Origin of the sequence: Streptococcus sp. k-402 (assembly GCF_013277515.1) — a bacterium.
Classification (GTDB): Bacteria; Bacillota; Bacilli; order Lactobacillales; family Streptococcaceae; genus Streptococcus.
This window is the reverse complement of sequence record NZ_VMNB01000016.1, coordinates 1-26,959: the sequence shown is the minus strand read 5'-3', so window position 1 is coordinate 26,959 and position 26,959 is coordinate 1. Positions and strand designations below refer to the sequence as shown.

The window sequence follows — 26,959 nt, the reverse complement described above, 5'->3', positions numbered from 1 at the left end:
TGTAGATAAGACTGACGAAGTCAGTCACATATAAAATCCAAGGTGAAGCTGACGTTGTTTGAAGAGATTTTCGAAGAGTATTACTTGATTACAATTTACCTGCTACCGCATCCAACAATTCTTGGATTTTAGCTTGGTTGCTTCCTCCTGCCATGGCCATGTCTGGTTTACCACCACCACGTCCATCAACGATTGGTGCTAATTCTTTGACAAGGTTTCCTGCATGAAGGTCTTTTGTCTTGCTTGCTACAAGGACATTGACTTTGTCTCCGATAGCGGCAACTAGGACAAGAAGATCAGAGTAGTCTTTTTGTTTCCAGTTGTCCGCAAAGGTACGAAGGGCACCAGCATCAGATACAGACACTTGGCTAGCAATGTAACGGTGACCGTTGACTTCCTTAACGTCCTTGAAGATGTCGCCTGCAGCTGCAGCTGCGGCTTTTTCTTTCAACTCAGCATTTTCTTTTTGCAATTGACGAAGTTGTTCTTGAAGTCCTTCTACCTTGTGAGGGACTTCTTTAAGTTGAGGTGCTTTCAAGGTTGCTGCGACTGCTTTAAGAGCATCTTCTTGTTCACGGTAGGCTTCAAAGGCTTCCTTACCAGTCACTGCTAAGATACGGCGAGTTCCTGAACCAATCCCTTCTTCTTTGACAATCTTGAAGAGGCCAATTTCAGAAGTGTTGCCAACGTGGGTACCACCACAAAGCTCGATAGAGTAGTCACCGATAGTAACAACACGGACTTCCTTGCCGTATTTCTCACCAAAGAGAGCCATAGCTCCCATTTCTTTGGCAGTGTCAATATCCGTTTCAACTGTCTTCACTTCAAGTGCTTCCCAGATTTTTTCGTTGACTTGCTGTTCAATGGCACGCAATTCTTCAGCAGTTACTGCTTGGAAGTGGGTAAAGTCAAAGCGAAGGAATTCAACTTCGTTAAGAGATCCTGCTTGTGTTGCGTGGTTTCCAAGGATATTGTGAAGGGCAGCGTGAAGCAAGTGAGTCGCTGTGTGGTTTTTCATGACACGGTGACGACGATTGCTATCAATTGCCAAGGTATATTCTTGGTTCAAGGCAAGCGGTACAAGGACTTCAACTGTATGAAGAGCTTGTCCGTTTGGAGCTTTTTGAACATTGGTCACAGTAGCCACAACCTTACCTGACTCATCCAAGATTTGTCCGTGGTCAGCGACCTGTCCACCCATTTCAGCATAGAATGGCGTTTCCGCAAAGATAAGTGAGGCAGTTCCTTCTGATACAGCTTCTACTTCTGCATTGTCAGCCACGATAGCCACCAATTTAGAAGACAATTGGCTAGCATTGTAGTTGAAGACACTTTCTACAGTGATGTTTTGAAGGGTTTCATTTTGCATACCCATTGAGCCACCCTTGATAGCTGATGCACGCGCGCGTTCTTGCTGTTCTTTCATGGCTGCTTCAAATCCTTCACGGTCTACAGTCATACCAGCTTCTTCAGCAATTTCTTCAGTCAATTCAACTGGGAATCCATAAGTGTCATAAAGTTTAAATACATCTGAACCAGCAATGACAGATTGACCTTTTTCTTTCAAGTCAGCTACAATGCCTTGGGCAAAGTGTTGACCTGAGTGAAGGGTACGGGCAAATGATTCTTCTTCGCTCTTAACGATTTTTTCGATAAAGTCACGTTTTTCAAGCACTTCTGGGTAGTAGCTTTCCATGATTTTTCCAACGGTTGGAACGAGTTTGTAAAGGAAAGGATCGTTGATCCCCAGTTTTTGACCATGCATAGAAGCACGACGGAGAAGACGACGAAGGACGTAACCACGACCTTCATTTCCAGGAAGGGCACCATCACCGATGGCAAATGAAAGTGAACGGATGTGGTCTGCGATGACCTTGAAGCTCATGTTATCGCCATCTTGGTCATAGACCTTACCAGACAATTTCTCCACTTCACGAATGATCGGCATGAAGAGGTCTGTTTCAAAGTTAGTCTTAGCCCCTTGGATAACTGCCACCAAACGCTCTAAACCAGCGCCCGTATCAATGTTCTTGTGTGGCAATTCCTTGTATTCGCTACGAGGAACAGCAGGATCAGCGTTAAATTGTGACAAAACAATGTTCCAGATTTCGATGTAACGGTCGTTTTCGATATCTTCTGCAAGAAGACGAAGACCTATATTTTCTGGGTCAAAGGCTTCTCCACGGTCAAAGAAAATCTCTGTATCTGGTCCAGAAGGTCCCGCACCGATTTCCCAGAAGTTGTCCTCGATTGGAATCAAGTGACTTGGATCCACTCCCACTTCAATCCAGCGGTTGTAAGAATCTTTATCATCTGGATAGTAGGTCATGTAAAGTTTTTCAGCTGGGAAGTCAAACCACTCAGGGCTGGTCAAAAGCTCATAAGCCCAAGTGATTGCTTCGTCACGGAAGTAATCACCGATAGAGAAGTTCCCCAACATTTCAAACATAGTATGGTGACGTGCAGTCTTCCCTACGTTTTCAATGTCGTTGGTACGGATAGCTTTTTGCGCATTGGTAATACGTGGATTTTCTGGGATAATAGTCCCATCAAAGTATTTCTTAAGCGTTGCTACCCCAGAGTTGATCCACAAAAGTGTTGGGTCATTTACAGGAACCAAACTCACTGATGGTTCTACAGAGTGACCTTTGGTCGCCCAGAAGTCAAGCCACATTTGGCGTACTTGTGCACTAGATAGTTGTTTCATATTGTCTCCTTATTTACTTGTTTAATGTGATTGGCTTTCCAGCATTTCCACATAGTCAATCGCTACACAGAGGGAAATAACTAGATCTGCATAAGCGTCCTCCAGAACCGTTACGGTATAGGTAGAGGTCAGATGGAAGAGTTCCTTCTTAATTTCTGCAATCAGCTGATCGCGATCATCCAGCAATTTGAAATTCAAATCCCAGATATTGCCTTCGATACGAAGACCTAGATTATCAAACTCATACTTATCTCGCCAGAAGGTCAACTTCTTGCGAATGACAAAACTCGAGCCATCCCGAAGATGAATCTCAAAACGAGGTAGCAAGGTCAAGATTTCTTTACTAATCTGACTGACCTGTTCACCATTATCATCATAGATGGTAAAAGTTTTGGGAATCTTAAAAAATGATCCCTCTACCTGATAGGCAATTTCTCCCCTGTCATCCTTGATAGCGAAGCGTTCGCCTCCAAGACGAAACTTTTGTTTGACAAGAAATGTTTTCATCAACACCTCCAAAAATCAAAAGACAAGTTCATATCACGAAGGGCGAAAAACCGCGGTACCACCTTCATTCAATGAACTTGTCATTCTCTTGTTCTTATGCAATTGTTAAATTGAGTAGCATGACTTTCTAGCTTAGATGGCTCGCAGCACCGCCATTTCTCTGGACTAAGACAAGAGAAAATCAATTCTCAACTTTCTTATTATAACGTTTTTTTAAGCTTACGTCAACTGGAAATGATCTCCGTTGAATCAGAGCAATTCCCTACATCTCTGATTACTTTTTCATGATATATTATTCTTACTGCTATTACTTTTCTTTATCACCAATTTTCATATTACTAAACACAGCCACTAAAATATTTACAAATATAAAGGTGCCTATCACCCAATATATGGACTCAGTTGTTAGGTATTGTCGATCCAAACCATCTTTTAAATGTAATAGTATAACAGTTTGCTGAACAGTCAAAAAGGTTGGCCAGAAACTTTTTTGAAAAAAGTAGACACTTCCATTATTTGTTACCGCTTTCTATAAGGTTAAACTTAGTATACTACTGAGAAAGAAAATAAGCAACTATCATAGAAAAAGATACCGTTACGAAAATTGCCTTTTATTTTTTAAAAAACGAACCAGCTTGACTGATTCGTTTCGTGACTGCTAACTCCTACTTCCGATACATTTTAAACTGTAGGAAGAGGTCGCTATATTTTCCTGTCCATTTATGGTCAAATTTTTCATAAACTTCTAGGTGTTTCATGGTTTCAGCATCTGGATAGAAGGCTTTATCTTCTTTTTTCTCCTCTGGGAGTAATTCCTTAGCTGGTAGGTTTGGTGTTGAATAGCCGACATACTCCGCATTTTTGAGAGCATTTTCAGGTTTCAACATAAAGTTGATAAAGGCATAGGCTGCATCTTGGTTTTTGACTGTTTTGGGAATGACCATATTGTCAAACCAAAGGTTGCTGGCCTCAGTCGGTACCACATAGCGTAGATTTTCATTTTTTTCTAGCATCTGGCTAGCTTCACCAGAGAAGGTCACACCGATTGCAGCGTTGTTCTGAATCATATAGCCCTTCATCTCGTCGGCAACAATAGCCTTGATATTTGAAGTCAGCTTGTAGAGCTTATCCACTGTCTCTTCCAACTGCTGGGAATCCTTGGAGTTAAGGCTGTAGCCTAGCGAATTGAGTCCTAGTCCCAGCACCTCACGCGCCCCATCAAAAAGCATGATAGAGTTCTTATACTCTGGTTTCCAAAGGTCATCCCAATGCTCAGGCGCTGCCTCTACCATGGTTTCATTGTAAACAATTCCCAAGGTTCCCCAGAAGTAAGGAATGGAGAATTTATTGCCTGGGTCAAAGGACTGGTTGAGGAACTCTGGTCCGATATTTTCAATCCCTTCAAGTTTTGAATAGTCAAGCGGTACCAAGAGGTCTTCGTCCTTCATCTTGTTGATCATGTATTCACTAGGAATAGCAATATCGTAGGTTGTTCCACCCTGCTTGATCTTGGTATACATGGCTTCGTTGGAGTCAAAGGTCTCATACTGGACTTGGATTCCGGTTTCTTCTGTAAATTGCTCCAAGAGTTCTGGATCGATATAGTCCCCCCAGTTGTAGATAACCAGTTTTTGACTATCTCGGCTATTGATTTTACTATCGAGATGAGTCGCAATTCCCCACAAGACAAGGATAATGGCTACAATTCCTGCTAAAAATGAATAGAGTTTTTTCATGCTTGCTCCTCCTTCTCACGTGAGATAAAGTAATATCCAACAACTAGGATAATACTAAAGAGAAAGACAAGGGCAGACAGGGCATTGATTTCTAGTGAAATCCCCTTGCGAGCTCGAGAGTAAATCTCGACTGAGAGGGTTGAAAAGCCATTTCCCGTTACAAAGAAGGTCACGGCAAAGTCATCTAGCGAATAGGTGAAGGCCATGAAATAACCTGCAATGATAGACGGTGTCAGGTAAGGAAGCATGATTTCCTTGAACATCTGAAATTGACTGGCTCCCAAGTCGTAAGCCGCATGAATCATGTCGCCATTCATTTCCTTGAGACGTGGCAAGACCATCAAGACCACGATAGGAATGGAGAAGGCTACGTGACTAGATAGAACAGTCAAAAAGCCAAGTGAAAACTTGAGTTGGGTAAAGAGAATCAAGAAGCTGGCACCAATCATAACGTCAGGCGCAACCATGAGGATATTATTGAGTGAAAGAAAGGCTTCTTGGTATTTCTTACGAGACTGGTAGATGTAAATAGCACCGAAAGTTCCGATAATAGTCGCAATCAAGGCTGATAGGAAGGCCAAGAAAAAGGTCTGGGTCACAATCAACATAAGGCGACCATCGCCAAACATGGTTTTAAAATGGCTCAAGCTAAAGCCTGTAAAGCTATTCATGTCGTTACCTGCATTAAAGGCATAACCAATCAGGTAAAAGATAGGCAGGTAGAGGACAAGAAAGACCAGTCCCAGATAAAGGTTGGCAAATTTTTTCATCGTTCTCTCCTTTCCTTGGTCACCCACATGGTGATGAACATGGTTAAGATGAGAATTACACCGATGGTTGAACCCATACCGTAGTTGTCATTGGTCAGGAAGTTCTGCTCAATGGCTGTCCCCAAGGTGATAACGCGATTCCCACCAATCAAACGGGTCAGCATGAAGAGACTCAAGCTGGGGATAAAGACAGATTGGACCCCACTTCTCACTCCGTTCATAGACAGAGGGAAGATAACATGACGGAAGGTCTCCCACTTGGTCGCACCGAGGTCATAGCTGGCATTGATGAGATTGTTGTCCATATCATCCAAGACATTGAAAATCGGCAAAATCATAAAAGGAAGCTCGATGTAGCTTGCGACAAAGATAAAGGAGAAATCAGTAAAGAGCAACTGTTGCGAACCAATTCCGATAAATTCCAAGAATTGGTTAATAGAGCCATTCTGACCAAAAATCCCAATAAAGGCATAGGCCTTAAGAAGAAGGTTGATCCAAGTCGGCAGAATAATCAGCATGAGCCAGAGTTGACGGTGCTTGAGACGGGTCAAAAAGAGGGCTGTCGGATAGCTGATGAGCAGGGTTACAAAGGTCACAATTCCTGCATAGAGTACAGAGTTAAAGCTCATTTTTAGATAGGTCAAGTTTTGTGACGCAAAGTAGGATTTGTAATTTTCTAAACTGAACTGGCCTTCAATGTTGAAAAAGGATTGACCGAAAATCAAGACCAAGGGTGTCAGCACAAAGAGGGCAATCCAGAGCATGTAGGGCACTACAAAGAGTTTAGAGCTTGTTTTCTTCATCTCTTTCCTCCTCGATTGCATTGATCAGACCTGCTTCTTGCTCTTCGATTTCCACGTATTCTTCGATACGGGCATCGAACTCTTCTTCGGTTTCGTTGAGACGCATGATATGGATGTCTTCTGGTTCAAAGTCCAGACCGATTTCCTCACCCACGATGGCCTTACGAGTCGAGTGGATCATCCATTCATTTCCAAGTTCGTCATAGGCAATAATCTCGTAGTGAACCCCACGGAAGAGCTGGGTATCCACCTTAACTTGGAGCTTGCCTTCTTCAGGAAGGGTAATGCGCAAGTCCTCTGGACGAATAACAACCTCAACAGGTTCATTTGGTTTCATCCCCCCATCGACCGCTTCAAAGCGTTTGCCGTTAAACTCAACCAAGTAGTCCTCAATCATGGTTCCTGGCAAGATATTTGACTCACCGATAAAGGTCGCAACAAAATGGTTAATCGGCTCATCGTAGATGTCCACAGGTGTTCCAGACTGGACAATCTCGCCATCATTCATAACGAAAATCCAGTCACTCATAGCCAGAGCTTCTTCCTGATCGTGAGTGACAAAGACAAAGGTAATGCCCAATCGTTGTTGCAGTTCACGCAGTTCATACTGCATGTCTGTTCTTAATTTCAAGTCCAGCGCTGACAAAGGCTCGTCCAGCAAAACCACACGGGGTTGATTGATGATGGCACGGGCAATAGCCACACGCTGACGTTGTCCTCCAGAAAGTTTACGGATAGAACGTTTTTCGTAACCTTCCAACTGAACCATCTTGAGAACTTCCGCTACGCGCTGCTCGATTTCTTTCTTGTCAATTTTACGCAAGCGAAGTGGAAAGGCAACATTTTCAAACACATTCATATGTGGGAACAAGGCATAGGATTGAAAGACGGTATGGACGTCTCGCTTGTTGGTTGGGATATCATTAATTCGGACACCGTCTAGCATGATATCTCCTGTCGTCGCATCTAGTAAACCTGCAATGATGTTTAGGATAGTTGATTTTCCTGAACCAGATGCGCCTAGAAGAGTATAAAATTTCCCCTCTTCCAACTCAAAGTTGATATCTTTGAGAACCTTGGTGTTGCTGTCTTCAAAAACTTTTGAGACGTTTTTGAATTCAATAATTGGTTTTTTCAATTGTCATTTATTCCTTCTTTTTCATAGATTAACAGATCAGGGCTCTGTCAGGCCGCTACTACCTCGTGTAGGAGATTGAACTGCCTACATTCTTCTGCACTAACGATAGGCTTTCACCTCCTTTCCATGACATAGCAGCAGCTTTTCAACTAAAGTGTCCTACTTGCTTTCACCCAAGATCCGGACTTCTCTTTCAAGCGTGATACCTGAGTGTTCCTTGACTTTTTCAATCACAGACTCAATCAAGTCCTCGTAGTCTTTGGCCGTTCCGTCTGCGACATTGATCATAAATCCTGCGTGTTTTTCTGACACTTCTACGCCACCGACACGATAGCCTTTCAAGCCAGCTTCTGAAATTAACTGACCTGCAAAATGACCAACAGGACGCTTAAAGACCGAACCACAAGATGGATATTCTAAAGGTTGTTTGAGCTCACGTAGGTGCGTCAAGCGGTCCATTTCTTGCTTGATAACCTGATGTGTTCCTGGGGCTAGGGCAAATTTAGCTGACAAGACAACTGCACCAGACTCCTGAATAGCTGAATGGCGGTAACCAAATGACAAGTCCTTGGCAGACAGAGTCTCGATTTCTCCATCCTTGGTCAAGACCTTACAAGACTGCAAGATGTGGGCAATCTCGCCACCATAGGCACCCGCATTCATAAAGACAGCACCACCGACACTTCCAGGAATGCCACATGCAAACTCAAAACCAGTCAAACTATGACGGAGGGCAATGCGAGTTGTTTCAATCAAGTTAGCACCAGCTTCAGCTTCAATAGTATAGCCATCAACAGAAACGTTATTGAGCTTGTCACACAAGATGACAAATCCACGAATTCCACCATCACGAACGATGATGTTGCTAGCATTGCCAAGAACCATCCAAGGGATATTTTCTTGATTGGCAAATTTGACAACGCGTGCCAACTCAAAATGATTTCGTGGAAAGACCAGATAATCAGCCTTTCCACCTACTTTTGTATAACTATAGCTATGCAAGGGTTCTTTGAAACGGATATCAATCCCTTCTAAGATTTCAAGCATTTTTTCTCTTACTGTCATGTTACTCTTCCTTTTTCAAAATTCATTCCATTATACCATTTTTAAGACCATTTGACGACCATAAAAAGACCTTGTTTGCTTTTTGCACAAAAAAAGAGGTTCCCCTCTTTTTCTTATGATTTTTTGCAAAAGATAGCCTTTGTTCCATAGGCAACCAGAACAAGTTCAAGTGCTAGGACAACTTCAACCAAGACTGGACTTGTAATCCATCCTACTTGAGCTAGAGATGGTACTAGGTCAAAAAAGGCATGTAGGCCATAGGCTGCTAGGAGATAAATCCATTTCTTCTGGCGAACAGCTTGGTAAACCCAAACAGTCAAGAGTAATTGGAAACCTAGCGCCAAGATTCTCTCAAAACCAAGCAAATAAATCTGCCAGACTGATAGCGACTGAATGGTCTTCAACATATTTTCAGACAGCAATTGCATGACCTGTGGATTCTGAGTTTGAACTGCTGAGAGAACGATGTAGAGATTAATCAAACTAGTAAGACCCAGGTAAATCAACTCCAAGCCACCATGCCCTAACCCATAGGCCAAGGCGTCTGCCTTTTCCAAACTTCTCTTTTTCTCCAACCATTTGAAGAAAACAAGGCGAGCTGTTTCCTCAAAAAATGCTGCCATGGCTAGGCCATAGATGATATAGAGAAGCGGATGGTCTTGCAAGAGGGCAATACTACCGTCTTTTTGAGGATGCAAAACAAATATATGCACCAGTTTTTCTAAAATCTGTGAAGAGACAAAGAAGGCAACAGCTCCCAAGCCCAAAACAGCTAAATTAATCTGGTATTTCTTTCTGGCATACCAAATGCTTCCTATCAAGAAAGCTAGCAACAACACCATGGTAATGATAGTATGAATGGTCATTTTCTTCTCCTATTCCGCCTTTTCAATATCTTTTTTCATCTCGTCAACATTGAACTTAGCAAACAAGTATTGACGGTCTTGGACTGGGAAACGTTGATCCAATTGGTCAACTGCTCCCACCTCGATAATGCCTTCCTTGATGACAAAGTCCATGACATGCCCACCGAAGGTCAAATCATCTGAGATGAAGTGGAGATGATAGCCTGCCACACTGACACCATGAAAAATCTCTGGCGTCCAGAAACCAACGATGGTTCCCGCAACATTGTCACGACTATATTCAGGTTGATGGGTTGCGACATCAGCAAACTTGGTATCTGGTGTCGACTTGGGAATCATACGCACATGCATATGTGAAAATTCCCCCCGAATCTTGATAGAGCGGAAAAGATTTTCCCCGTCATAATAAGACTCGATTCGCTCTTCCAATTCCTTGTCTGTCATCTCAAAGCGCTGACGGAAAATGACCTCTGCCTGATGCGGTACTACTGCTGCGTAAGGAATAAGGGCATCTGGCGACACTTCCACAATTTCTGGTTGCTCTCCTGACCCTTTTGCCTGATAAGCCTTGCCATCTAAGACAATCAATTCTCCATCAATGGAATCCAAGGTTCCCAAGCCAAGGTCACCATGCTCTAGCAATTCTCCTACTGTCATGGTCCCACCATAAAGGCCAGCCATCAAGGCTCCAAGGGTATTGTATTGAAATAATTTCACTGGTTCCTGCACGTTCTTATCCATTCTCTTTCTTGTCTGTTATTCTATAAATCTTACTCCTAAGTATACCACATTTGCCCCTAGATGTGAACGAGAGAAACACCCTAGACATTGCCAAGAAGGAAAAAAAAAGGTACAATGTAACAAAATCAAGGGAGGTCTGGAATGAAGAAACAAAGCAAGTACCAAGAGGTCGTTTCCTATCTGAAAAACGGTATCGAGTCTGGACGCTTTCCAACGGGAAGCCGCCTGCCTTCTATCCGTCAACTGAGCCTTGACTTTCATTGTAGCAAGGACACTATTCAACGCGCCCTACTGGAATTACGGCACGAACAATACCTCTATTCCAAGCCCCAGAGTGGCTACTATGTCCTAGAACAAGGACAACACCAGGACCTAGAAATCGAGGTTACGGACGAACACGCCAGCGCCTATGACGATTTCCGACTCTGTGTCAATGAAACCTTGATTGGCCGAGAAAACTACCTCTTCAACTACTATGACAACCAAGAAGGATTAGAAGACCTAAGACAATCCATTCATAAACTCCTCTTTGATCAAGCTCTCTACTGCAAGGCTGATCAACTGGTACTGACTTCTGGAACCCAGCAAGCCTTGTTTATCCTTTCTCAAATATCCTTTCCTAGCCAAGCAAAGGAAATCTTGGTGGAACAGCCGACCTACCATCGGATGAATCGCCTATTGATTGCTCAGGGATTGGACTATCAAACCATTGAACGAGGTATTGATGGGATTGACTTGGAGGAGCTGGAAGGTCACTTCAAAACAGGAACAATTAAGTTTTTCTATACCATTCCTCGTTTTCACTATCCTCTGGGGCATTCCTATTCTGAGCAGGAAAAACGAGCTATTCTTGACTTAGCAGCCAAATATAATGTTTATATCGTCGAAGACGACTATCTGGGGGATTTGGACTCTAAAAAGGGTCAGACCTTCCACTATCTGGATACAGAGGAGCACGTCATTTATATCAAGTCCTTCTCAACCAGCCTCTTTCCAGCCCTGCGGATAACAGCACTCATTATGCCAAATGCTATCAAAGAAGCCTTTGTAGCCTACAAAAATATCCTAGACTACGACAGTAACCTCATCATGCAAAAGGCCCTGTCACTCTATATTGACAGTCAACTGTTTGAGAAAAATCGGCTAGCTCGCTTGGCCAATCAGGAAACTTACCAAAAACAAATCGAGGAAAGACTAGCTAACACTCCTTGCCCCCTTCCTCATTTCCCTCTACATGATGGTTTATTACTTGATCTCAGACGATACCCTAAAATTGCCAGTCTCAAGCACAGCCAACTGGGCTTGGATTTCTTTGAAGAGGCTTACTTGGGTGCCTGTCCTTATCAATTTGCCAAGGTGTCCTTAGAAAATCTGGAAAAGGTTTTAAACTATTTAAAAGCAGAATTGGACTGACTTCCAACTCTGCTTTTTTCTTATACTCTTCGAAAATCTCTTCAAACCACGTCAGCGTCGCCTTACCGTAGATATGGTCACTGACTTCGTCAGTCTTATCTACAACCTCAAAACTGTGTTTTGAGCAGCCTACGGCTAGCTTCCTAGTTTGCTCTTTGATTTTCATTGAGTATAAATCAAGCGACTTTATTCAAAAAGTGCTATAATAGAATTAGAAAATCGGAGGAAATGTTATGAAGCTTATCAATACGACAAACTCACACTCGCAACTTGTAAAAAGCCAGCTAGAAAGTACAGATGCAACCCTTGTTGAGGTTTACTCAGCAGGAAATACTGATGTTATTTTTACCCAAGCTCCGCTTCACTATGAAATCCTCATCTCAAACAAACACCGTGCTATTCGTGAGCCTGAAATCGAAACCATTCAAGAATTTTTCTTGAAACGTAAAATTGATAAGGACTCTATTGATGAAGCCAATATCAAGACACTCTACTCAGAAAAATTAATTGGAATTTCAATCCCAATCAAGTAAGGAAATTGAGTAAAAACTCGACTTGAGAAAGAATACAGTAAGTCTTTCCATAATAAAACGCATAGTAGCAAGATTTTCTACATCTGCTATTATGCGTTTTTATCATTTTGAATTCTTTTGCTAAAGATATTACTATAAAAAAGATTTGATTCTGCTCCTCACACAATCAAATCTTTTTCTTTTATTAAAAACGAATCGTTTCACGTGTTTTCTCATATGAGGTAACAAAGCGATTGGTTACACCAGGCTCTGCCACTTCTAATGCTTGAGAAATCTTGTCAAATGAAGCGTGATAATCAAATTCTTTTTCAAAAATATCTAAAGCTTCGTTAAATGCTTCTTGAATGCGTTCATCAAATGAGCGATAGCGGTTAGAATATTGCAAGAGTTGCTCTGTTAAGGTTGCATATTGTACAATATTATAAGTTTCCGTTTCTAAAGCTTCCATATCATTCGTTGCAATTTCAAGAACTCGGGTAACAGATTCAATGTTAATCATTTTTTGTTCTAACTCAACCATTAAATCCTCGGTATTATTGCTTGCCGTAAAGAATAACTTCAAGAAAGTTTGTGGAATACCTGGCAGATTGCGTTTTTCCATGTATCGCTTGATAGTATGGAGACGATTGACATAAACATTGGCCTTTTGACGTGCATTGATATCATCTTTCTCAATTTGCGTCAGGCGCTCACTAACTGAAATTTGCTCATCTTCAATATCTTTTAGTTGAGTTTGTAAATCCTCAAGATTTTCTTCAAGAACTGAATAAGCTTGGGTTGGTTCTTCTTGATTTGAAGTTACCTCAACAATAGCTGCCTCAAAACTCTCTAATTCTGTCTGAATACGACGAACATGGCTTGCAGCTGTCTCAGGAAGTAAATAGGTCTTGCTCAAACGTGCAATATCTTCTCCCAATAAAGTATTATTCTCTTTCATATGTTGAAGGTAAGTTGGAAGAGTTGCAAGTAAATTTTCCACTACTTTCTGAGCAGCAATTTCTCGAGTAAAAATATCATACAAGGCATTGATTTCCTCTTGTGCCTGTCCATTCTCATATTCGGCATTATCCAATTCCAACTGGCGAATATTCTCTTGGTTTTTCTTGAATGCTTCATAAAGCAAGTGGAAACGTGCTTCAATATCCGTTTCAACAAAATGATAATTAGCATCAATTAGTTTACGATAACCATCTTCTAAATCTTCTAGTTGATCTGGTAGCTCTTTAGATAATGTTGTTACAATTGCTGGTATACGATCAACAATATGTGTCAAAGCCAAGATATGATTTTCAGCATTATCCAAAATCACAGCAGCTTCTACTGGGTCACCCGATGAATTCAAGGTTACAAATTGTGAAAATTCAGATTGGATATTTTCTAATTGTTTTTCAATTTCATCCAAGGCTTGACCATACTGTTCTGAATTTTCAGCAACTCTATGCTGAAGTTCCTCAAATAAATCCAAAGCATGAAGAACACGACCACTATTTTTAGATTCTTGCTTCTCTAAGTCTGCCAAAGCATTGCGAATTTCAGCAATATCTTCTTCAATCAAAGTAATTTGACTCTCAATTTGGTCAATTTGATGACTGGCCTTGAGAAAACGAAATGAATGGTTATAGCCTTCTGCTTCAAAGAGATTATTTTCAATATCGGCAAAAGAGTTGAGAGATAAATCGACCCATTTTTGATTCCATTCACGGAAAGCCACTTGACTTTGTCCAATCAAGTGCATATTTTTTACAGCTTCTACTTCATCATTTACTGGAAGATTGTATAGTTCTTCTTTTCTTTCTTCTAGCGCCTCTAATCTTCCCTCGTTTCGCTTACGTAGAAAGATTGCCACTACATAAGCCAGAACTAAAATGACTGCAATTGCAACCATTAAATAAATTAGTTGTCCATTAGACATATCAAACTCCTTTTTTACTTGAAACAATCGTAATGATTATATCATATTTTTTAGACCAAGGGAACTACTTCTCCCAATTTTTTAGACATCCAACGTGCTATAGACAGCATTTTCTTCGATAAACTCACGACGAGGTTCTACTCGATCCCCCATCAACATATCAAAGATTTTATCTGCTTCTGCAGCATCATCTACAGAAACTCTAGCCATCAAGCGATGTTCGGGATCCATGGTTGTTTCCCATAATTGGTGATCATCCATTTCACCCAGACCTTTATAACGCTGAATGGTTGGTTTGGCACGTCCTTCACTATGGCGAGCCAAGGCTTCTTGGAGTTTAATTTCTTGATCTGCTCCTGGCTGAATATATTCTTTAATCTCGCTTCCAACCTTGACACCATAGATTGGTGGTTGGGCGATATAAACATAACCAGCTTCTAGAATTGGTTTCATATAACGATAAATCAAGGTCAAAAGAAGGGTACGAATATGGGCTCCATCGACATCGGCATCGGTCATCAAAACAAGTTTTTGATAACGGGCTTTCGAAACATCAAATTCTGCTCCAAATCCTGTTCCCATCGCTGTGAAAAGACTACGAATTTCTTCGTTAGCTAGAATCTTATCCATACTTGCCTTTTCAACGTTCAAAATCTTACCGCGAATCGGAAGGATAGCCTGAAACTCACGGTTACGACCAGATTTGGCTGATCCACCAGCTGAGTCTCCTTCGACGATGAAGAGTTCTGTTTCAGCAGGATTGTTAGAAGAACAGTCTGCTAGTTTACCTGGAAGGTTGGAAATTTCCAAACCAGATTTTTTACGGGTGACTTCACGCGCACGCTTGGCAGCCACACGAGCCTTGGCAGCCAAAATCCCTTTTTCCACGATACGTTTGGCAATCTGTGGATTTTCCATGAGGAAATCGGAGAAGGCTTCACTGAAGAGGCGATTGGTAATCTTGACCACTTCGCTATTCCCCAGTTTGGTCTTAGTTTGTCCTTCAAACTGTGGATTTGGGTGTTTAACTGAGATAACTGCAGTCAATCCTTCGCGGACATCTTCCCCAGTTAGGTTGTCTTCATTGTCTTTCAGTAACTTATTCTTACGAGCATAATCGTTGATAACACGTGTCAAGGCTGTACGGAAACCTTGTTCATGCGTTCCACCTTCATGTGTATGAATATTATTGGCGAAACTCATGACATTTTCATGGTAACCTGTTGTGTACTGCATGGCTACTTCAACTGTAATATCATCCATCTCACCGTCTGTATAGATTGGTGTATCAAAGATTACATCCTTGTTCTCGTTGATATATTCAACGTAACTAGCAATCCCACCTTCATAATGATAATGCTTGGTTTGTTCCAAACCTTGGCGCTTATCAGTGATGGAAATTTGAAGACCGCGATTTAGAAAGGCCAACTCTTGAATCCGTTTATTTAATTTATCAAAATCAAAGATTGTTGTTTCAGTGAAAATTTCTGGGTCCGGTGTGAAGTGAACCGTTGTTCCTGTTTTATCCGTATCTCCAACTATTTCAAGATCTGCGACAACATGACCACGACGGTATTCTTGGTAATGAATCTTACCATTTTTGTGAACATGAACGTCTAATTGAGTTGAAAGGGCATTAACAACTGACGACCCCACGCCGTGAAGACCACCTGAAACCTTGTATCCGCCACCGCCAAATTTTCCTCCAGCGTGAAGGACAGTAAAGACAGTCTCAACGGCAGGTCGACCTGTTTTTTCCTGAATATCGACTGGAATACCACGCCCATTATCCACAACAGTAATCGAATCATCTGGCTCAATAAAAACTTGAATATGGCTGGCAAATCCTGCCAAGGCCTCGTCAATTGAGTTATCAACAATTTCCCAGACTAGATGGTGAAGACCTTCTTTTGAGGTTGATCCAATGTACATCCCTGGACGCATACGAACAGCCTCTAAGCCCTCTAAAACTTGAATTTGACTGGCATCATAATCCTGTGCCTGCAGATTTTTGATTTCTTCTGTCATCTTATTCCTTTTTCTTACATGTCTAATACTTGTCTTAAATTCACGATACTGGTAAACAAGTGGGTATCAAGTCCTGCAGCTTGACCTGCTTCGATATCAATCGGTCGATCACCAATGACAAGACCTGAGCTAATCTGATACTTTTTTCTTAAATAAAGCACGGACTCGGGATTTGGCTTTCTCTTAAAGCCTGAGCTAGAAGTCACCACTTCTGTAAAATAAGCTGCTATAGAGGTTTTTTCTAAAATTTCCAAAACCTGATTATTTCGATGAGAGACCAAAAAATGACGGCCACCTTGATTTGAAATGTCTTCCAATAGGTCAAAAACTCCTTCAAATAAAATCGGGTGTTCAAGCTCTCTGGCTTCATTTTCCTTGTACTTTTCTAAAAAATTCTCTAAATTGGGAGCGAATGTCTCAATCGCCAAATCAGTAGAAACCTTTAAAGCTTGATAGACACTGTCATGGTCTTGTATAATGCCATACAGTGCCAATGTTTCAACAAATGCAGCTGTTGAAATTTCATAATTATCCAGTAAAGTTCCACCTAAATCCCAGATATAATCGTGATATTTCATACCCTTCATTATAGCATTTTTTTATGAAAAAAGCGATGATTTCCCTGATTTTTCCACATAAAAAACGAGAGAATAACTCCCGTTTTACTGATTTTTACCAAAGACATCTCGATAGAGCATTCCTGTTCGTAAAGTCTCTGCGTCTCCTCCTAGTTGCTCTACCAACTCGTAGGCAAAGGCAAGGGCTGTCGAGGGACCTCGACTGGTTGTCAAGTGACCATCTACCACTACTGTTTCCTTGACGTAGTGACCATCAAGGATTTGCTCTTGAACACCATCATAACAAGTGTACTGCTTGTTTTTCAATACCCCTGCTTGATTGAGGGCAATTGGTGCCGCACAAATGGCTGCTAGTTTCTTCCCTTCTTGCTCGAATCTTTGCAACTCTTGAATCAAGGCCTGATTATCGCGCAAATGTGCAGAACCAGGCATACCGCCAGGAAGAACAATCATGTCATAGTCTGATAAATCTCCATCAAAGACATGATTTGCTCTTACTTGGATTGCATGCGAACCCGTTACTTGCTTTTCAAAACCAACCATATCACAAGTAATATTTGAACGACGCAAGACATCTACAACTGTCAAAGCTTCAATTTCTTCAAAGCCCTGAGCTAACATAACTGCTACTTTTACCATGATTTTCTCCTTATTTGATTTGTTTTAATACAAGCTTTTTCCGCTTGAATGGGACTTTTCCGCTCTTTTCTTCAGCTAGATTTGTCTGGTAACTCATCGATAAAAGCAAGCCAACACCGATCAAATTACTGATAATAGCCGATCCTCCTTGCGAAATAAAAGGCAGTGGAATCCCCGTCAAAGGAAGCAAGCCCGTCACAGCACCGACATTCTCAAAGATGTGGAAGAGCAACATCATAATCAAACCTGTGGAAATATAGGTGTAGAACTGGTTATTTGATTTAAGAGTAATCTTCAACATACGGTAAATCAGCATGAGATAAAGGGCGATAACAAGGACAGAGCCAATAAATCCAAAATCTTCTGCAATGACCGTGAAAATCATATCCGACTCTCGAACTGGGATAAGCAGATTCGAAGCATTAAATCCCTGACCAAATAAGCCACCACTCCCAATGGCAATCTGCCCTTGAGCCTGCTGGTAAGTGGTTGTTTGGGAAAACTCAAAGGGATTGAGCCAAGCCAAAATCCGATTGATTTGGTAGGTCGGCATTCCAATCTGGTGAAGAAAAGCTCGTCCGTCCTTGCTAATAAAGATGGCTAAGAAACCAGCAACTCCTGTTACAGCAGTAACAAATACTGGGATAATAATTTTCCAAGAAACTCCTGATAGCAAGACGATTCCTGAGAAAATGGCTACAAAAACCAAAGCCGTCCCCAAGTCACTTTGAAGTGCCAAAAGAACTAGGACTGGAATGGTAAAGACAATCATCCAAAAAATTAATAAAAGGTCCAGCGGAACCGTGCGTCTCCATTCCTTATGTTTTTTGGTAAACTGGACAATCACACGGGCCAACATGAGGATATAGGATATCTTCATAAATTCTGACGGTTGGAACAAGGTAACACCATTTACCGATACCCAGTTTTTGGCACCTGTTGATGCAACTAGGCTTGGATTATAAAAGACAATTGGCAAGACCATGAGTCCCAAGCCTAAAATATACAGAAAGGGGGTTACTTTCCAAAGAAATTCTGTATTAAAGAGCATGACCACAAAACCAATCACAAGCCCCAAGGCAATCCAGGCGACCTGCTGCCCTAAAATGGGCAGAATATTGTTTGGATAATCATGACTAACAGCTATATAGATAGCCACCACGCCAATAACCAGTAGAAAAAATACTGGCAATAGCAAACTATAATCGACTCTTGAGTCGAGAGAACGTTTCATATACACTAACCTTATACTTTCATACAATACTATTTATCAAAGTTCATTTAAAAATTTATCAACAGCTTCATCAACTTCGGATCGAGAGACGGTTTTAACAGTCGCTTCTTTTGCTAGAGAAGTCACTATTTGCTTGCCGTATCGTTTTCCGACGATTCTTCTATCCAGAATGAGGGTTAAGGAACGTTGGTGTTCACGTCTCATACTTCTTCCCAAAGCCTGTTTTAAACGAATAATGGCCATTGGCAATTGATAATCATAAAAGGCATTTTTCCATTCTTGAATTAGTTCCTGATTGATCTTTTTCGTCAAGGGCTCTTGAGGATTTTGGAAAGGAAGTCTTGGTACAACTTGAATCACAAAAGGATGACTTGAAAAATCAACTCCCTCCCAGAAACTTGCTGCACCAAGCAAGATTTGTTGTTCTCCTTTTTCAAAGCGCTTCTTTAGCTGATGAACATCCCCATTTTTATACTGGGCCAGATGGCTTACAGGAAGTATGTCTGAAACTGCTAGAAGCATATCTTTAGCGGTAAAGAGAACCAAAATCGGTTGCTGGAAAGCTTGAATTTCCACTAGTAAATCAGCTACCTCTTTGGCATAGACTTCTAAGGAAGTTTCTGTCACCAGAGGGAAATCTTTGACCAAGACCACTTCTTGGTCCTGTTTTCTACGAGCTTCAATCTTGACAAATTTGGCTTCAGGATAGCCTAAAAGGTCGGCCAAAGAAACTCTCTGACTAATCTCAAGAGTAGCCGATACTCCCAAGACTTGACAACTCTCAGGTATTAAAGAGGACAGAAGAATACGGCCAGATTTTGTAGAAGAAATTTGAATTTTCTTTTGACTCGTTTCAATTGCTTCAAGCCAGTAATCTCGGTCAGCTGTAAAATAGCGAACCAGTTCCTCAAAACCTTCTACTTCTAATTCTAAAAAATACTGATGGAGATTGGCTAGAGAATCTAAGATATTTTTCCTAGATTTACCAGACTGAAATTGTTCTATCAAGTAGAAGCACTCAAAGCGAATACTTTCTAGTATTCGTTGCTGGACCTTATTTTGCTCCTCCAGTAAGGCCTTATCAACTAAATCAATAATATACTGGATATCGTAGGTCTCTTGAAGCAGATTTTCTAAAGCCAACAAAACTTTTTGAACTTCATCGATAATCAGTAAACGGTCACTGACAAATTCAGGATTATCTTCAAGTCTGGTTACAAGATAGGCATGATTGGTCACTAAAAGCTTGCAAGTCTCTGCCCTTTCTTGACTACGTTTCCAAAAATCTTCCGTCACAAATAAGCTTTGAGATGATAAATTCCCGTCATGACGAAGATCTGTTAGAAAATGTTGGTAACGGTAGAGTTGACCAATTTCATCCAAATCTCCTGTCTCTGTCTCTGTCAGCCAGACCAAGACTTGCATTTTAAAGCGTCTAAATAAGCGATTTTCATCATTTTCCTGCAAGGAACGATAAAAGGCATCCAACTTCAAATAATTTTGAGGCCCCTTTAAACTATGAATATCTATATGGAACACTTCCTTGAGACGTTTACCTTCTTCTTCCATGATTTGATTTTGAAGAATCTTTGTCGGAACGCTAAGGACAATCTGATGCTCTTTGGCTTGAGATAAAGCGGATAAGAGATAGCCATAAGTTTTCCCAATCCCAGTCGGCGCTTGAATTAATGATACAGGCTCATCTTTCAATAGCAAGCCAACCTCTTTAGCAAAATTTTCTTGCTCCTCCCTCACTTCAAGATTCAACAGAGAAATATTTTTAGAAAAATCTTGAGATAGTTTTCGTGACTCCATGGGATCTGCAGTTTTCTTGAAATACAGTCCTTGAACTTGGACCAAATCTGAAGAACTCAGAATAGATTGGCTGCGATAAATTTCTTCAATAACCAGGTAGGACTCATATAGGAGGGCGTCAGCCATTTCCAGCAAGCGTTCCAAGAGTCCTTTAGGAAGTTGTGCCATCTTTTCTCGTAAAAAAAGAAGTAATTCCGCAGTAGCTTTGGCATCTGAAAGGGCTGTGTGGGCGTGCTTAAGAGGAATTCCTAATTCCCGGCACAATATCGGCAAACTATATTTTTCCAGTTCAGGGAAAAAGACCTGGGCCAATTCGACCGTGTCAACACGAGGATTTCTTAGCTCATAACCTTCAAAAAATAAATTTTCCGCCAAGAGATTTGCATCAAACTGAACATTATGGGCTACAAAAATCCCATCCTCTACCAAGTCAAAGATTTTTCTAGCAACTTGCGAAAAATCAGGTGCTTGCGCCAGACGTTGGTCTGTCAATCCTGTCAGTTCTTTGATATGAGCATCCAAGGGTTCATGTGGATTGACATCCGTCGTATAGTGATCAACGATTTTTCCGTCCTCAATCACGACAATTCCCACTTGGATAATTTTAGCCTTACTACCTGTGCTAGTTGCCTCTAAATCCACCACAACATAGCGATTACCAATCGTTTTCATTATAAAAAATTATACCAAAAAAAGGGCTATTTGGCACCTGCAAACATAGGATAATTTTCAAACTCAAGAAGGTTACTTGTGTTAAAAATCCCAGCAAACAGAGCATCCTAGCCTGCTGATTTTTTTGAAAATATTGGAGAATAAGAAAAATTGAGAGAAGAAATATTTGCATCTTCCTTCTCTCAACGAATCATTTACTTTATTTAACCATGTCAGGATCGTAATCATAAAATCCTGTATCAAGGAAACGGTTTTTAGGATGTAACTTGCGCACTTCTTCATCCAGCAAGAAGGCTTGGTCATGGCTAAAGTTGCCCTCTTGAATCAAGCTACGCGCTTGTATAAAGAGTTTTGCAATCTCAACAAAGTTCTGACCAGGTGTATAGAGACCTTCTAATTTCCAGTGAGTAAAACCATGCTCCACCAATTCTGTCAATTTGGTCATCAAATCAAGGTCATTGTTGGCAAAGATGTGGGTACCATGATTGTCTTCAAAAATGGAATAGTGGCTCTCTGGGTCACTCGGCTCAGCCAAGAAGAGATCACGCTTGCGCGTCTTTTCATCATCGATATGCGTAAAGTTATAATAGTTTTGCAAGAGCGGACGTTTAGAATGATGGATGACACTGGCACCGTAAACCAACACTTCAGCAGGAATTTCCAAAATTTCTGGCATTTTGAAAAGTTCAGCCGATGGAATTTCACGCGCCAAAACAGCCTCAGATGCGCCAGCCTTTTGTCCCCAGAAGTTTATCTGACGACTACTAGTTACCATGGTTGATGCATCGTAGATGGTCTTAAATGAATAACCATCGCGGTTGACTACGTAAAAGACACCTGCATCCCCAATCGTAATGTAGTCTGTCTTAATTTCTTCCAAGAAATCGAGGAAGGGCTTGATACGATCCATCATGTCTTGGTGCATGAGAGCATTGACTGCAACAATCAATTCCTTATCAGCATCATGAACCAGATTAGCGATTTCACGCAATTGGTCATGACTAAAGGTTGTTGGCAGACGAAGGCCAAAATCTTTCTCACCGACATAGATACGGTCTACGCCAGCTTCGAGCAGTTGTTTAACTTGTTCAATACTTTCAGCAGTTGCTGTAATGATAATCTTTTCCATAAGAAAAATTATACCACATTTCTGGAAAATCAGCCAAGACTTATCAGAGTTTTACAAATAGGAATTATTTCAGGCTAATTTCTCAAAGTGACTTCCACTTGACTTACCAAAGTGGAAATTAGTCTAATACTCTTCAAACCACGTCAGCTTTATCTGCAACCCCAAAGCGGTGCTTTGAGCAACCTGAGGCTAGCTTCCTAGTTTGCTCTTTGTTTTTCATTGAGTATAAAACGGATTTTTATAAGAATAACTAGATGAAAGGCAAACCCAAAAGCATGAGAGAGCTTGCCAGTAACAATGATTTTATATGCTATCCATAAATAGCAAACATCTCAAGCTCCATTAATCTTCAAAATATCATAGATAAGATCTAGTCCCAAATTTAAGCAATTGATGCTGTAGAATTTATACATTGTTATAAATTTCTAGTCGTTTTGTTTTTATGATAACAAAAACGGCATAGAAAAACGAGTATCTCTACGGAAATACTCGTTTTTTTGCTAGTTAGAAGTGATTTTTTGCTCAGCCTCATTTCTTTTTATAAAATTTATCAAGCAAGCGACCAACTATCTCATCTTTTTTCTATTTCTGTCAATATGCGTGACAGGTAGTAATGATAGCCAAAAATAGCAAGAGCAAGCAAAAGGATAAGAACTCCTACTCCCAAGCTGATGGCAAGGACAGGGGCGAGAGACCGAACCAAGAACAAACTTGCTATGACTAAAATCATTAAGATAACACTATAAATTAAGAGTAAAACTATTGCTACTATACCATTTGAACGGTTCACCAGGTCCGTAATGTTACTCCAATTGGTTGACAAATTTTTCACGTCCTTAAGGTAATGGTGGCAAGAAAGGATGACACTGGCAAGGATCCAGACTACAAGAAGGTAAATCATCGAAAGGATGGGCAAGCCTAGATATAGAGAAAGGCCAAGTAAAGTCAGAACTGGTAAAAAAGACTGGACAGCAAATATAATCCAAAATTTCACTTTCACATAACGAGCAAAATCAAAGGGTAAACTCTTAAGAAAATCAACATTTTCCCTCTCCAAGGACAAGGCAATTGAATGCAGGCTGGTGATATTGTTATTGACAACTGCTATAAACACTCCTACAAAAAACAAGGGTAACCAGTATGGAGGATAAATGTCTGGAACTATCTGAGAATCTCGGATTTTGGAAATCAGACCGATCATCATGAGATAAGGAAGGAAAGCACTTGTAAAAAGCACTGTAATCACGCCAGTCCCCTGTCCCAAGAGGGTGAGGTGGTAGCGTAAAACCATACGGAAAAATCCCTTTTTAGTAGTTGAAATTCTCTCCTTACTGCGACGTTCTTTCTTGACCTTCTCCTCACTGTTAAGCAGAATCACGTCATAAAAATGAGGAAGAACCTTCTTTTTGGTCAGGTAAAGTAAGAAGACAGTTAGAGTTATCCAAGCGAGCAGACCCAGTATGGCTTCTGTCGAAAAAGGCTCCACTGCTATTTTGTAAAAGATATGAAGAGGATAAAGGAGAAATGGAATGTCTCTAACTTTGTCAACAATACTTCCAAAAGTCGACTGTAGAAAGAGGACAAATATTAAAGGTATGAGAACTCCTATCCCAATCATCACATTCGAAAAAATAGACTGATACTTTCTGAAGACCCTAGTCTGAGCCAAGAAATGTACTGCCACTACCATCACTAAAGTAACAGAGACAAATAATAGGGTCAAGGACAGCAGCATCAAAGGCAAGCCCAGCCAAAGAGAAGGTGCTAGCCTAATATAGAGGACTAGAAAATAAGCTAGGATTGGTACAATTCCAGGCAGAGCTGGCAAGAGGACAGACAGTCCTTTAGCAATTATAATCTCTGATTCTTTAAAGGCATAGGATCTATACGATACCAAGTCCTTACTCTCATAAAAGACATTGTAAAATGCAGTGAAAGAAGTTGAAAAGGCAAGCACCAGTAAAATAGCAACCATGCTACTAAAAAAACTTGGCATTTCCTCAAAAGGAAAACGAAAGGCTATATTTATAAACATGAAAAGCATCAAGAGACTTGAAAAAATGTAAGAACTTAGGACTCTAGCGGAAACATTTACTTTTTTCCCAGGATTCTTAGCCTGCTTCTTTCGTAGGTTAGCCAGATTAGCTTCTTGAGATGAATAGAGGATATTGATATCAACTAATTTTTTAATGACCTTGAGACGCATCTGAAACCTCCTCTTTTCTACCAGCAAGGCTAAGGTAGATACTTTCCAAAGACTGGTCTGGGTGGTCTTTTCTCAAGTCCTCTACGCTACCACAATAAATCAAATGCCCCTTTTTCAAAATGGCAATCCGATCACAGACTTGCTCTGCCACCTCTAGGACATGGGTTGAAAACAAGACCGTCTTGCCTTTTTGCGCATGCTCCTTCATCATCTGCTTCAAATCAAAGGCAGCCTGGGGATCCAAACCAGTCAAGGGTTCGTCCAAGACCCAAATATCAGGATCAGACAAGAGTGCCCCAATGACAAAGACTTTCTGACGCATTCCGTGAGAAAGGGTTTCAATAACCTGATAACGATTTTCAGCAAAATCAAAAACACTCAATAGCCTAGCTAGACTAGCCTCCAAGTCAGAGCTAGTCAGATCATAGGATGAGGCGATCAATTCCCAAAATTCATTGGCCGTTAAGCGTAAAAACAAGTCAGGCGAGTCTGCTACGTAGCCAATCTTTCGTTTAATAGCCAAGCGATTTTCCGATAACTCCTGACCGTCTACCAAAATACGACCACTGCTGGGTGAAATGATACTGACTAGGGATTTTATAGTGGTCGATTTTCCAGCACCATTATGACCAATCAAGCCCATAATCTCCCCATTTTCAATCTGCAAATTGAGATTGCTCAAAGCCTCTTTATCACCATACAACTTACTAACATTTTGAAATTCAATCATGGGATGACTCCTATCTTTATCTATATTACATACTATTATACTAGCACTTTGATACAAAAAAATCAATACTTTATTTTAAGTAGTTAAAATAGTTTCCTTCTATCTTACGCAAACGTTTGCCCTAAGAGATACTTTATGATAGAATAAAGAACAAGATTGACAAGTAAGAGGAAACATCATGCAAAATCAAACACTCATGCAATACTTTGAATGGTATCTGCCCCACGACGGTCAGCACTGGACGCGTCTGGCTGAAGATGCTCCACACCTAGCTAATCTCGGCATCAGTCATGTCTGGATGCCACCAGCTTTTAAGGCGACCAATGAAAAAGATGTCGGCTATGGGGTCTATGACCTATTTGACCTAGGAGAGTTTAACCAAAAAGGAACTGTCCGCACCAAGTATGGTTTTAAAGAAGACTATCTTCAAGCCATTCAAGCCCTAAAAGCACAGGGAATCCAGCCTATGGCCGATGTGGTACTCAACCACAAGGCTGCGGCCGATCATATGGAAGCCTTTCAAGTTATCGAAGTGGATCCGGTTGACCGTACAGTTGAACTTGGGGAACCTTTCACCATCAATGGCTGGACTAGCTTTACCTTTGATGGTCGCCAAGATACCTACAATGACTTCCACTGGCACTGGTACCACTTCACAGGTACAGACTATGATGCCAAACGCCGTAAATCCGGGATTTACCTCATCCAAGGGGACAACAAGGGCTGGGCCAACGAGGAATTGGTCGATAATGAAAACGGTAACTACGACTACCTCATGTATGCCGACCTAGACTTTAAACATCCTGAAGTTATCCAAAATATCTATGACTGGGCTGACTGGTTCATGGAAACGACTGGTGTAGCTGGTTTCCGCTTGGATGCTGTCAAACATATCGATTCTTTCTTTATGCGCAATTTCATCCGCGATATGAAGGAAAAATACGGTGAGGATTTCTATGTTTTTGGTGAATTTTGGAACCCAGACAAGGAAGCCAATCTGGACTATCTCGAAAAAACGGAAGAACGCTTTGACCTTGTCGATGTTCGTCTCCACCAGAATCTCTTTGATGCTAGCCGAGCAGGTTCCAGCTATGACCTTCGTGGCATTTTCACAGATAGCCTGGTTGAACTCAAGCCTGACAAGGCGGTGACTTTTGTCGACAACCACGATACCCAACGTGGTCAGGCTCTTGAGTCTACCGTTGAAGAATGGTTCAAACCAGCAGCCTATGCCCTCATTCTGTTACGCCAAAATGGCCTTCCATGTGTCTTTTACGGAGACTACTATGGGATTTCAGGACAATATGCTCAACAAGATTTCAAAGAAGTCCTTGACCGCCTCCTAACCATCCGAAAAGATTTGGCCTATGGAGAACAAACAGATTACTTTGATGATGCTAACTGTATCGGTTGGGTACGTTCAGGTGCTGAACATCAATCCCCAATCGCAGTCCTTATCTCAAATGACCAAGAAAACAGCAAGTCAATGTTTGTCGGCCAAGAATGGGCTAACCAAACCTTTGTAGATTTACTTGGAAACCACCAAGGTCAAATTACAATTGATGAGGAAGGTTATGGACAATTCCCAGTCTCAGAAAGATCTGTAAGTGTCTGGGCAGCCAATACAATCTAATATCCAATGATAATTAAGCCAGGTCCAATCGGATTTGGCTTTTTTGCATTCACAAAAAGACCTACCCAAATGGATAGATCTTTAAACTCAATGAAAATCAAAGA

At 41.1% G+C, this 26,959-nt stretch carries 21 protein-coding genes; 3 read left to right on the top strand and 18 right to left on the bottom strand.

The genetic code is table 11. The annotated features are described in order from the left end of the window. Positions 1–88: 88 nt before the first annotated feature. The 9 genes from alaS to budA all read right to left on the bottom strand — a co-directional run bounded on the left by alaS (position 89) and on the right by budA (position 10,333). Positions 89–2,707 (bottom strand): alanine--tRNA ligase, encoded by a 2,619-nt coding sequence (gene alaS / locus HT724_RS09435; protein WP_173275038.1) that lies wholly within the window; start codon positions 2,705–2,707, stop codon positions 89–91. Between the two features lie 21 nt (positions 2,708–2,728). Continuing rightward, positions 2,729–3,214, bottom strand: coding sequence for an LURP-one-related/scramblase family protein (locus tag HT724_RS09430; RefSeq protein ID WP_000847068.1), 486 nt, complete (start codon positions 3,212–3,214; stop codon positions 2,729–2,731). Positions 3,215–3,879: 665 nt separating this feature from the next. Continuing rightward, the gene (locus HT724_RS09425; RefSeq protein ID WP_173275036.1) at positions 3,880–4,950 is read right to left on the bottom strand and encodes an ABC transporter substrate-binding protein; all 1,071 of its coding nucleotides are present in this window, start codon (positions 4,948–4,950) and stop codon (positions 3,880–3,882) included. Further along, positions 4,947–5,720 carry an ABC transporter permease subunit gene (locus HT724_RS09420; protein WP_000712740.1) on the bottom strand — a complete coding sequence of 258 codons (774 nt, stop codon included), beginning with the start codon at positions 5,718–5,720 and terminating at the stop codon, positions 4,947–4,949. Before HT724_RS09420 ends, HT724_RS09425 begins: the two co-directional genes overlap by 4 nt. Then, entirely contained in the window at positions 5,717–6,523 is an 807-nt protein-coding gene (locus tag HT724_RS09415) for an ABC transporter permease (protein WP_138700326.1), read from the bottom strand. The genes HT724_RS09420 and HT724_RS09415 overlap by 4 nt, the downstream gene beginning before the upstream one ends. Further along, entirely contained in the window at positions 6,504–7,661 is a 1,158-nt protein-coding gene (locus tag HT724_RS09410) for an ABC transporter ATP-binding protein (RefSeq protein ID WP_000742913.1), read from the bottom strand. The genes HT724_RS09415 and HT724_RS09410 overlap by 20 nt, the downstream gene beginning before the upstream one ends. 159 nt (positions 7,662–7,820) lie before the next feature. Continuing rightward, positions 7,821–8,726 carry a UDP-N-acetylmuramate dehydrogenase gene (gene murB / locus HT724_RS09405; RefSeq protein ID WP_173275034.1) on the bottom strand — a complete coding sequence of 302 codons (906 nt, stop codon included), beginning with the start codon at positions 8,724–8,726 and terminating at the stop codon, positions 7,821–7,823. A gap of 113 nt (positions 8,727–8,839) precedes the next feature. Further along, positions 8,840–9,592, bottom strand: coding sequence for a YhfC family glutamic-type intramembrane protease (locus tag HT724_RS09400; protein ID WP_173275033.1), 753 nt, complete (start codon positions 9,590–9,592; stop codon positions 8,840–8,842). A 9-nt stretch (positions 9,593–9,601) separates the two neighbouring features. After that, the gene (gene budA, locus HT724_RS09395) at positions 9,602–10,333 is read right to left on the bottom strand and encodes an acetolactate decarboxylase (protein ID WP_000360311.1); all 732 of its coding nucleotides are present in this window, start codon (positions 10,331–10,333) and stop codon (positions 9,602–9,604) included. Positions 10,334–10,474: 141 nt separating this feature from the next. Between budA and HT724_RS09390 the strand changes: the two genes are divergently transcribed. After that, positions 10,475–11,746 carry a PLP-dependent aminotransferase family protein gene (locus HT724_RS09390; RefSeq protein ID WP_173275031.1) on the top strand — a complete coding sequence of 424 codons (1,272 nt, stop codon included), beginning with the start codon at positions 10,475–10,477 and terminating at the stop codon, positions 11,744–11,746. Between the two features lie 233 nt (positions 11,747–11,979). Next, positions 11,980–12,279 (top strand): DUF1827 family protein, encoded by a 300-nt coding sequence (locus HT724_RS09385; protein ID WP_000767194.1) that lies wholly within the window; start codon positions 11,980–11,982, stop codon positions 12,277–12,279. A 184-nt stretch (positions 12,280–12,463) separates the two neighbouring features. Here HT724_RS09385 and ezrA read toward each other — a convergent pair whose 3' ends face one another. The 9 genes from ezrA to HT724_RS09340 form a co-directional block, all read right to left on the bottom strand. After that, the gene (ezrA, locus tag HT724_RS09380) at positions 12,464–14,191 is read right to left on the bottom strand and encodes a septation ring formation regulator EzrA (protein WP_057487212.1); all 1,728 of its coding nucleotides are present in this window, start codon (positions 14,189–14,191) and stop codon (positions 12,464–12,466) included. Positions 14,192–14,272: 81 nt separating this feature from the next. Beyond that, a complete protein-coding gene (gyrB, locus tag HT724_RS09375) occupies positions 14,273–16,219 on the bottom strand; it encodes a DNA topoisomerase (ATP-hydrolyzing) subunit B (protein WP_173275053.1) in 1,947 nt (648 codons plus the stop codon). Positions 16,220–16,233: 14 nt separating this feature from the next. Next, the gene (locus HT724_RS09370; protein ID WP_031222428.1) at positions 16,234–16,797 is read right to left on the bottom strand and encodes an HAD family hydrolase; all 564 of its coding nucleotides are present in this window, start codon (positions 16,795–16,797) and stop codon (positions 16,234–16,236) included. Positions 16,798–16,881: 84 nt separating this feature from the next. Continuing rightward, positions 16,882–17,436, bottom strand: a complete 555-nt coding sequence (locus HT724_RS09365; RefSeq protein ID WP_023938224.1) for a DJ-1 family glyoxalase III — start codon at positions 17,434–17,436, stop codon at positions 16,882–16,884. 10 nt (positions 17,437–17,446) lie between these two features. Beyond that, positions 17,447–18,670 (bottom strand): FtsW/RodA/SpoVE family cell cycle protein, encoded by a 1,224-nt coding sequence (locus HT724_RS09360; RefSeq protein WP_173275050.1) that lies wholly within the window; start codon positions 18,668–18,670, stop codon positions 17,447–17,449. A 36-nt stretch (positions 18,671–18,706) separates the two neighbouring features. Next, positions 18,707–21,157 (bottom strand): bifunctional DnaQ family exonuclease/ATP-dependent helicase, encoded by a 2,451-nt coding sequence (locus HT724_RS09355; RefSeq protein WP_173275047.1) that lies wholly within the window; start codon positions 21,155–21,157, stop codon positions 18,707–18,709. A gap of 199 nt (positions 21,158–21,356) precedes the next feature. Further along, positions 21,357–22,286 (bottom strand): peptidase U32 family protein, encoded by a 930-nt coding sequence (locus HT724_RS09350; RefSeq protein WP_173275045.1) that lies wholly within the window; start codon positions 22,284–22,286, stop codon positions 21,357–21,359. Between the two features lie 571 nt (positions 22,287–22,857). After that, on the bottom strand, positions 22,858–24,492 hold the full coding sequence (locus tag HT724_RS09345; RefSeq protein ID WP_173275042.1) for a hypothetical protein: 1,635 nt from the start codon (positions 24,490–24,492) through the stop codon (positions 22,858–22,860). Then, positions 24,473–25,222 carry an ABC transporter ATP-binding protein gene (locus tag HT724_RS09340; RefSeq protein WP_050242125.1) on the bottom strand — a complete coding sequence of 250 codons (750 nt, stop codon included), beginning with the start codon at positions 25,220–25,222 and terminating at the stop codon, positions 24,473–24,475. Before HT724_RS09340 ends, HT724_RS09345 begins: the two co-directional genes overlap by 20 nt. 178 nt (positions 25,223–25,400) lie before the next feature. On the opposite strand from HT724_RS09340, the gene HT724_RS09335 reads away from it, so the two are divergent. Beyond that, a complete protein-coding gene (locus HT724_RS09335) occupies positions 25,401–26,855 on the top strand; it encodes an alpha-amylase (RefSeq protein ID WP_173275040.1) in 1,455 nt (484 codons plus the stop codon). Positions 26,856–26,959 lie beyond the last annotated feature (104 nt).

Coding starts and splice junctions, on each gene's coding strand:
- alaS (WP_173275038.1), bottom strand. CDS start 2,707: ATGAAACAACTATCTAGTGCACAAGTACGCCAAATGTGGCTTGACTTC.
- HT724_RS09430 (WP_000847068.1), bottom strand. CDS start 3,214: ATGAAAACATTTCTTGTCAAACAAAAGTTTCGTCTTGGAGGCGAACGC.
- HT724_RS09425 (WP_173275036.1), bottom strand. CDS start 4,950: ATGAAAAAACTCTATTCATTTTTAGCAGGAATTGTAGCCATTATCCTT.
- HT724_RS09420 (WP_000712740.1), bottom strand. CDS start 5,720: ATGAAAAAATTTGCCAACCTTTATCTGGGACTGGTCTTTCTTGTCCTC.
- HT724_RS09415 (WP_138700326.1), bottom strand. CDS start 6,523: ATGAAGAAAACAAGCTCTAAACTCTTTGTAGTGCCCTACATGCTCTGG.
- murB (WP_173275034.1), bottom strand. CDS start 8,726: ATGACAGTAAGAGAAAAAATGCTTGAAATCTTAGAAGGGATTGATATC.
- HT724_RS09400 (WP_173275033.1), bottom strand. CDS start 9,592: ATGACCATTCATACTATCATTACCATGGTGTTGTTGCTAGCTTTCTTG.
- budA (WP_000360311.1), bottom strand. CDS start 10,333: ATGGATAAGAACGTGCAGGAACCAGTGAAATTATTTCAATACAATACC.
- HT724_RS09390 (WP_173275031.1), top strand. CDS start 10,475: ATGAAGAAACAAAGCAAGTACCAAGAGGTCGTTTCCTATCTGAAAAAC.
- HT724_RS09385 (WP_000767194.1), top strand. CDS start 11,980: ATGAAGCTTATCAATACGACAAACTCACACTCGCAACTTGTAAAAAGC.
- ezrA (WP_057487212.1), bottom strand. CDS start 14,191: ATGTCTAATGGACAACTAATTTATTTAATGGTTGCAATTGCAGTCATT.
- gyrB (WP_173275053.1), bottom strand. CDS start 16,219: ATGACAGAAGAAATCAAAAATCTGCAGGCACAGGATTATGATGCCAGT.
- HT724_RS09370 (WP_031222428.1), bottom strand. CDS start 16,797: ATGAAATATCACGATTATATCTGGGATTTAGGTGGAACTTTACTGGAT.
- HT724_RS09365 (WP_023938224.1), bottom strand. CDS start 17,436: ATGGTAAAAGTAGCAGTTATGTTAGCTCAGGGCTTTGAAGAAATTGAA.
- HT724_RS09360 (WP_173275050.1), bottom strand. CDS start 18,670: ATGAAACGTTCTCTCGACTCAAGAGTCGATTATAGTTTGCTATTGCCA.
- HT724_RS09355 (WP_173275047.1), bottom strand. CDS start 21,157: ATGAAAACGATTGGTAATCGCTATGTTGTGGTGGATTTAGAGGCAACT.
- HT724_RS09350 (WP_173275045.1), bottom strand. CDS start 22,286: ATGGAAAAGATTATCATTACAGCAACTGCTGAAAGTATTGAACAAGTT.
- HT724_RS09345 (WP_173275042.1), bottom strand. CDS start 24,492: ATGCGTCTCAAGGTCATTAAAAAATTAGTTGATATCAATATCCTCTAT.
- HT724_RS09340 (WP_050242125.1), bottom strand. CDS start 25,222: ATGATTGAATTTCAAAATGTTAGTAAGTTGTATGGTGATAAAGAGGCT.
- HT724_RS09335 (WP_173275040.1), top strand. CDS start 25,401: ATGCAAAATCAAACACTCATGCAATACTTTGAATGGTATCTGCCCCAC.